At 74.6% G+C, this 6,366-nt stretch carries 9 protein-coding genes and 1 riboswitch; of the genes, 2 read left to right on the top strand and 7 right to left on the bottom strand.

All coding sequences use genetic code 11. The annotated features are described in order from the left end of the window. Positions 1–76: 76 nt before the first annotated feature. The 5 genes from TR49_RS16765 to TR49_RS16780 form a co-directional block, all read right to left on the bottom strand. Positions 77–334 (bottom strand): hypothetical protein, encoded by a 258-nt coding sequence (locus TR49_RS16765; RefSeq protein WP_042382502.1) that lies wholly within the window; start codon positions 332–334, stop codon positions 77–79. A gap of 75 nt (positions 335–409) precedes the next feature. Continuing rightward, positions 410–1,183: an SDR family NAD(P)-dependent oxidoreductase gene (locus TR49_RS16770; RefSeq protein WP_042382503.1), complete on the bottom strand. Its 774-nt coding sequence runs from the start codon at positions 1,181–1,183 to the stop codon at positions 410–412. A gap of 145 nt (positions 1,184–1,328) precedes the next feature. Then, positions 1,329–1,481 carry a hypothetical protein gene (locus TR49_RS43885; RefSeq protein WP_160311610.1) on the bottom strand — a complete coding sequence of 51 codons (153 nt, stop codon included), beginning with the start codon at positions 1,479–1,481 and terminating at the stop codon, positions 1,329–1,331. Between the two features lie 44 nt (positions 1,482–1,525). After that, on the bottom strand, positions 1,526–1,954 hold the full coding sequence (locus tag TR49_RS16775) for a type II toxin-antitoxin system Rv0910 family toxin (RefSeq protein WP_042382504.1): 429 nt from the start codon (positions 1,952–1,954) through the stop codon (positions 1,526–1,528). A gap of 357 nt (positions 1,955–2,311) precedes the next feature. Beyond that, on the bottom strand, positions 2,312–2,626 hold the full coding sequence (locus TR49_RS16780) for a DMT family transporter (protein ID WP_042382505.1): 315 nt from the start codon (positions 2,624–2,626) through the stop codon (positions 2,312–2,314). Between the two features lie 51 nt (positions 2,627–2,677). Next, a riboswitch (guanidine-III (ykkC-III) riboswitch) is annotated at positions 2,678–2,742 on the bottom strand. A 53-nt stretch (positions 2,743–2,795) separates the two neighbouring features. Here TR49_RS16780 and TR49_RS16785 point away from each other — a divergent pair. Both TR49_RS16785 and TR49_RS16790 read left to right on the top strand, forming a co-directional pair. After that, positions 2,796–3,971: a winged helix DNA-binding domain-containing protein gene (locus TR49_RS16785; RefSeq protein WP_042382507.1), complete on the top strand. Its 1,176-nt coding sequence runs from the start codon at positions 2,796–2,798 to the stop codon at positions 3,969–3,971. A gap of 95 nt (positions 3,972–4,066) precedes the next feature. Then, the gene (locus TR49_RS16790) at positions 4,067–4,483 is read left to right on the top strand and encodes a GNAT family N-acetyltransferase (protein WP_201776199.1); all 417 of its coding nucleotides are present in this window, start codon (positions 4,067–4,069) and stop codon (positions 4,481–4,483) included. Positions 4,484–4,516: 33 nt separating this feature from the next. On the opposite strand, the gene TR49_RS16795 is transcribed toward TR49_RS16790, so the two are convergent. Continuing rightward, positions 4,517–5,056: an SRPBCC domain-containing protein gene (locus tag TR49_RS16795; protein ID WP_052434367.1), complete on the bottom strand. Its 540-nt coding sequence runs from the start codon at positions 5,054–5,056 to the stop codon at positions 4,517–4,519. Positions 5,057–5,153: 97 nt separating this feature from the next. Further along, the coding region (locus tag TR49_RS16800; RefSeq protein WP_236653403.1) for a LuxR family transcriptional regulator at positions 5,154–6,366 on the bottom strand (1,213 nt) is incomplete at its 5' end.

Raw genomic sequence — 6,366 nt, forward strand, 5'->3', positions numbered from 1 at the left:
CCCGCGCCGCCCTGCAGAAACGTTGGGGCGGGTCCCCTCCTGGGGGGAACCCGCCGTTTCCGCATGCTGGGGCAGCTCACCCGGCCGGTCGCCTCGCGACCAGATCGCCGTATCCGCCCGCGCTCCAGACGATCCGGCGGAACTCGCCCAGGTACACCGGCCCGGACGGCACGTCGCCCGCCGGGCGGAAGTGGACGCTCCCGCAACGGGCGCAGTACCAGCCGCGGCACCAGATCGTCTCGGCCCCCTCACGCCCCGCGGCCAGCCGGCGCCGGAACAGCCAGGACCTGAGCATCGCCGTGCCCAGGAGCCCCACGTCGTAGATCTCGCTCATCGTTCCCCCGGTCGACGACACAACCCAGCGGCCGATACGACGCCCGACCGGGGGCCGCGGTTCATCTCCGAGGGGTCACTTCTCCGTGGGCCTGCGGCCGAAGCCGCTCGACATGCCGGCGAGGAGGGCCAGCGGCGCCTTGCGGGAGAGGGCGACCAGGGCCTGGTAGCGGCGGGAGGGGATGCAGACGGACTTGCCGCGCGCGAGGTCGCGCAGCGACTGGTCGACGACGAAGTCCGCGTCGAGCCACATCCACTCCCCGACGCTGGACATGTCCATCTCCGCGCGCTGGTGGAACTCGGTGTGGGTGAAGCCCGGGCACAGTGCCTGGAGCGTGACGCCGCTGCCCGTCAGGTCGCGGTTGACCCCTGCGGTGAACTGCACCACCCAGGACTTGCTCGCCCCGTACGAGCCGCGCGGCACGAACGCGGCCACGGACGCGACGTTGACGACATAGCCCTTGCCACGCGCGCGCATGCCCGGGACCGCGGCGCGGGTGAGCCGGAGCACGGCCTCGATGTGGACCTTGACCATCGTCAGCTCGTCCTCGATCGGCACGTCGAGGAAGCCCTTCCGGAAGCCGAAGCCGGCGTTGTTGACCAGCAGGTCGACCGGGCGCTCGGCGTCCGTGAGCCGTGCCTCGACGGCCCCGATGCCCGCGTCGGTGGCCAGGTCGGCCGGGAGCACCTCGACCGGGACGCCGTGCTCCTTGGTGAGTTCTTCGGCGAAGGCCGCGAGCCGGTTCTCGTCGCGGGCGACGAGGACGAGGGCGTGGCCGTCCTTGGCGAGTCGGCGCGCGAACGCCGCGCCGATGCCGGCGCTGGCGCCGGTGATGAGTGCAGTCCGCATGGCGCTCACGCTATCGGCCACACCAGCCGTCCCACCGTCAGGGCGCCGCGTCGGCTTCGGCGATCAGTTCGTCGAGGACGGTGCCGCAGTGCGACGAGCTCCGCGGGGGTGGGATCGGCGGGCTCGTGCGCCACACGTCGTCGAGTCACGTGTCGGTCTCGTTCAGGGCCCGGAAGCAGCGCGTGGCCGGGGTCGGCCCCGTCGGCAGGTCGGCCGCCATCCGGTTGGCGCCCCAGCGCGCGCCGTACCGCTGCCAGGCGCCGTTCTCGACCACCACGTACTGCGCTCGTGCTCCCATGGCCGCCGAGGCGTTCGGCGGCCATGGGCTGCGGCGAGCGCTCTTCAGCCGACCAGCCCGGCCAGCTTCTCCAGCGACTCGACCAGCGCCTTCGTCGTGGCCTCCTTGACGCGGGCAGCGAGCATGTTGACCGCCGCACCCTTGAACTCGCTGTCCACGGTGATCTTGGTGCCGTCGCCGTCCCCGGCGAGCGTGTACTGCTGGCGCAGGGTGATGCCCATCGGGCCCTTGCCGTCCATGGCCAGGGTGGCCGGGGCGGCGACCTCGCTGACGGTCCAGCTGACGTCGGCGGGCATGCCCATCAGGGTCATCTTCTCGCCGTAGACGGCGCCGACGGCGAGCTCGGCGGGGCCGCCGTTGGGGAAGGCGGTGTGGATGGTGTTCCACTCCCCGAAGCGTTCGAAGTCGGTGATGACCGCCCAGATCTTGTCCGCCGGGGCGGAGATGGTGGCGCTGACGGATACCTCGGGCATGGCCGTTCCTCCTCGGGCTGTCGAGCCGAGCACGCCGGGTGGGGCTCTCCCAGCGGAGGCTAGCCGTTATCTGACACACCATCAATATTCGCATCAGGGTTATCTGACAGAGTGTCAGCTACAGCCCGGCCGCAGGTCCGTCAGCCCGGAGAGGTCCAGGTCCGCACTGTCCGGGTAGGCCCGCAGCGTGCGGACCACCACGGCCGCGATCGGACCGCGAGGGCGCGTGCCGCAAGGCCGACGGAGAGGCCGAGGACGTCGGCGAGGGTCAGCGCCTCGTGCACGACGGCGACGCCGGAGACGATCGCGCCGGTCAGGACGAGCCTGGGTGCGGCGCCGTCGCCGACCGGGCCGACCTCAGTGGGCGAGCTTCAGCCCGACGACACCGCCGACGATCATCGCCAGGAACAGCGCACGGGCGACCGTCACCGGCTCCCCCAGCGCGCACATCCCGTACAGGGCGGTGCCGAGGGTGCCGACCGCGACCCAGACGGCGTACCCGGTGCCGAGGGGGACGCTGCGCAGCGCGTAGGAGAGACCGGCCATGCTGAGCACGACGGTGACGAAGAAGACGACCGTGGGCAGCGGGCGGGACAGGCCCTTGGAGGACTGCAGGGCGACCGCCCAGAGGGTCTCCAGCATGCCGGAGAGAAGGAGCACGACCCAGGCCATGACGGCGGACCTCTCGCAGTAGGGGACGGGGCCACCGGGGCCACCGCTCTTGCTGCGCCGTCTTGTCCAACCGGGTACGACGCGCTCGTCCGGGAGGCTGGGTGCTCCACCCGACCTCGTCTTCGACGTTAGCACGCAGGGGGCGGGCCGGGCGGCTAGGGTGCTGGTCATGGCGCTCCCGAGCATCGACACCGCCGAACGCCGGGCGCGGGTCACCGCGCGGCTGCTGGTGCGGCGGGACGGGCCGCTGGCCGTCGCGGACGACCTGGTCGCCCTGCACGCCACCGACGCGGCGACCGTCTACCTCTCGCTGGCCGCACGGCTGGCCGCACCCGGCGTGGACGCGGTGGAGCGCGCCCTCTACGACGACGTGTCCCTGGTGCGGCTGCTGGCGATGCGGCGGACCCTCTTCGTCGTCCCGGTCGATCTCGCTCCCGTCGTCGACACGGCCGCCGCGCGGGCGATCGCCGCGAAGGAGCGCGAGAAGCTGCTCGTCTTCCTCGACGAGGGCGGCGGCTGGGACGCCGCCTGGCTCGCGGCGGCCGAGCAGGAGACGCTGACCGCGCTCAAGCGGCTCGGCCCGTCCAGCGGGCAGGAGTTGGGGGCGGCCGTGCCGGCCCTCCAGGAGCGCGTCACGGTTGCGGCCGGCAAGCCCTACGAGGCCGTGCAGACCGTCGCCTCGCGGGTGCTGCGGGTGCTGGCGGCGGAGAACCGGATCCGCCGGGACCGCCCGCGCGGCAGCTGGACCTCCAGCGCCTACCGGTGGGTCGAGAGCGCGCCCTGGCCGGAGCTGCCCGTCGAGAAGGCGCGCGCCGAGCTGGTCCGCCGCTGGCTCGCGAGCTACGGCCCCGGCACCGAGGACGACCTGAAGTGGTGGACGGGCTGGCCGCTCGGCGCGGTCCGCAAGGCGCTTGCCGCGGTCGGCGCGGAGCCCGTCGCCCTGCCGCAGGGGGAGCCGGCCGGGCGCGAGGGGTACGTCCTGCCGGGCGACGCCGGGGCGACGCCGCCCGCCGAGCCCCGCGCGGCGCTGCTGCCCGCCCTCGACCCGACCGCGATGGGCTGGCGCGAAAGGTCCTGGTACACCGACGCCGCCCACGCGGACCGGCTCTTCGATCGCACCGGCAACATCGGCCCCACCGTGTGGTGGGACGGCCGCGTGATCGGCGGCTGGGCCCAGGCGCCGGACGGTTCCGTGGTCTGGCGGCTGCTGGAGGACGCGGGCGCGGACGCCCTCTCCGCGGTCCGCGCGGAGGCGGACAGGCTCACGGCCTTCCTCGGCGACGCCCGCGTCACGCCCCGCTTCCGCACCCCCCTGGAGCGCGAGCTGAGCGGGAGCGCGAGCTGAGCGCGAGGGCGAGCTGAGCGGGAGGACGGGCTGGGCGCCTGACCGGCCGAAACCCGGTTGCCGACCCGGTTGCCCGAGGTGCAGCATGAGCGCCCGTGATCACTTACGACACCGACACCGCCGCGCTCGACACGTCCGACCTCCAGGGCTTCTTCGTCGGCTGGCCCAGTCCGCCGAGCCCGGCGCGGCACCTCGCCGTGCTGCGCGGCAGCCACCTGGCCGTGCTCGCTCGCGACTCCGGGACCGGCCGGGTGGTCGGCTTCGTCAACCTGATCAGCGACGGTGTGCTGACCGCCTTCGTCCCCTGGCTGGAGGTGCTGCCCGAGTACCACGGCCAGGGCATCGGCTCCGAGCTGGTGCGGCGGGTGCTGGCGGCGGCCGAGGCCGAGGGGCTGTACTCGGTCGACCTCGCGTGTGACCCCGGACTGCGGCCCTACTACGAGCGGTTGGGCATGCGACCGCTGCAGGCCATGGGCGTGCGCAACTACGACGCGCTGCGCACGGAGGACTGACCGGGCGGGCGTCGCCCGCGCGGGCGACCGGCGTCAGCCGCGGGCGGCGTAGGCGTCGTGCAGGGGCTGCCAGTCGCGGACCAGGTCCCAGGCCGGCCAGTCGACCCCGGCGCCGTCCAACGCCTGTGCCAGGTAGTCCAGATGGAGGTGCCACCCGGCCAGCAGCAGGGCCGGGCGCTCGATCGGCGCGGGCAGCGCGGCGCTGAAGGCGACGGAGCAGCCAGCGCCGTCGTCGGCCAGCTCGAAGCGCACGCGCCCGTGCGGGTCGAGGTCCAACTGCAGCACCGTCGGCGGGTCGTAGGCGGTGACCGTGCCTGTGGCGACGACCGTCCGGCCCTCGGGGTCGGTGTTCAGCCAGCGCAGCACCACTCCCCCGCCCTCGGCCGGGTCGAGCCGGTCCGCAGCCGCCAGCCATCGGCGCAAAAGCGCGGGCCGGGACAGGTAGGGCCACACCCGCGCGACGGGGTGCGGAAGTCTCCGGTAGAACACGACCGCCTGATGGGCGGCGTCCACGGAGACGACACTCCCGTCCAGGACCGGCCGTGCCGGTTCGTCCGCCCTCTGCTCGTCCACCCTCCGATCATCACCCGGCGCCCGCCACGCCGCCTCCCACCGACGCACGGGACACGGGCACGGGACAGAGGCGCACGGGACACGGGCGCCAACCGGATCAGACGAGGGCGGCCAGCTCCCCACGGGAGGCCACGCCCAGCTTCGGGTACGCCTTGTACAGGTGGTAGCCGACCGTGCGCGCGCTGAGGAACAGCTGGGCGGCGATGTCACGGTTGGAGAGACCCTGTGCGGCCAGCCGCACGATCTGGTTCTCCTGCGGGGTGAGGCCCGCCAGGGGACCCGCCGTCCGCGGCTCGGACGGGACCGCCCCGGAGGCGTCGAGCTCGGCGCGGGCGCGGGCCGCCCAGGGCGCGGCGTCGAGCAGGTCGAATGCGCGGGCGGCCGAGCGCAGCGGAGCGCGCGCCTCGGACTTGCGGCGGGCCCGGCGCAGCCACTCGCCGTACAGGAGCGCCGTACGGGCCTCCTCCCACGGCCGCCCGGCACGGGCGTGCAGGGCGAGCGCCTCGCGGTAGAGCTGCTCGGCTAGCTCCTCCGGAGCGAGCAGCGCGTGGCAGCGCAGCACCAGCGCACGAGCCCAGTCCCGCTCGGAGCGCCGGGCCCAGCGCTCGAACCGGGCCAGCGGCCCCGCCAGCTCCTCGCCGCGGCGGATGCGCACGGCCGCCTCCAGGGCGTCCGGCACCGCCCGCAACGCGGAGACCTGGCCCAGGTCGGGCGCGTGCAGCAACGCGTCGAGCGCGGCGAAGGCCTCCTCCGCGCGGCCGTGGCCGAGATCCAGCAGGCCTGCGGCCCACGACCGCCACGGCGCGCCCGAGAGCGCGGGCGCGCCACCCCGGGACTCCGTCTCGGCGGTGCGCAGGGCCGCCTGGCACCCGTCCTCGTCACCCCGCTGGGCGGCGAGGTAGGCGAGCAGGCTGTGCACGGGCGCGGACCACTGCACCTGCTGCACGTCCTCCGCCAGGGCGAGCGCCTCCTCCGCATGCGCCCGCGCTTGCCCGGCCCGCCCGTGGAACAGCTCGGCCTGGGCCAGTGTCACGAGCAGCGGCGGCAGCGCGGCCAGCACCCCGGCGGCACGCGCCTCGCCGACCACCTCGGCGGTGACGGCCAACGCCTCCTCGTCCCGCCCGCTCCACAACGCGGCGGCGCACGCCGGCCCCAGATCGACGGGCACCACCGCCCCACCCGCCCGCGCGGCGGCCAGCACCTGCGCCAACGGGCCGATGACGGCCCCGGCACCCGAGTCGACCCGGCCCTCCTGCGGGGCGCGCTCGGGATGCTCGACCTGTCCCGCGGCTTCGGGCCGGGCCCCAGGC

This window comes from Streptacidiphilus melanogenes (assembly GCF_000787835.1).
Lineage (GTDB): Bacteria > Actinomycetota > Actinomycetes > Streptomycetales > Streptomycetaceae > Streptacidiphilus > Streptacidiphilus melanogenes.

Coding starts and splice junctions, on each gene's coding strand:
- TR49_RS16765 (WP_042382502.1), bottom strand. CDS start 334: ATGAGCGAGATCTACGACGTGGGGCTCCTGGGCACGGCGATGCTCAGG.
- TR49_RS16770 (WP_042382503.1), bottom strand. CDS start 1,183: ATGCGGACTGCACTCATCACCGGCGCCAGCGCCGGCATCGGCGCGGCG.
- TR49_RS43885 (WP_160311610.1), bottom strand. CDS start 1,481: ATGGGAGCACGAGCGCAGTACGTGGTGGTCGAGAACGGCGCCTGGCAG.
- TR49_RS16775 (WP_042382504.1), bottom strand. CDS start 1,954: ATGCCCGAGGTATCCGTCAGCGCCACCATCTCCGCCCCGGCGGACAAG.
- TR49_RS16780 (WP_042382505.1), bottom strand. CDS start 2,626: ATGGCCTGGGTCGTGCTCCTTCTCTCCGGCATGCTGGAGACCCTCTGG.
- TR49_RS16785 (WP_042382507.1), top strand. CDS start 2,796: ATGGCGCTCCCGAGCATCGACACCGCCGAACGCCGGGCGCGGGTCACC.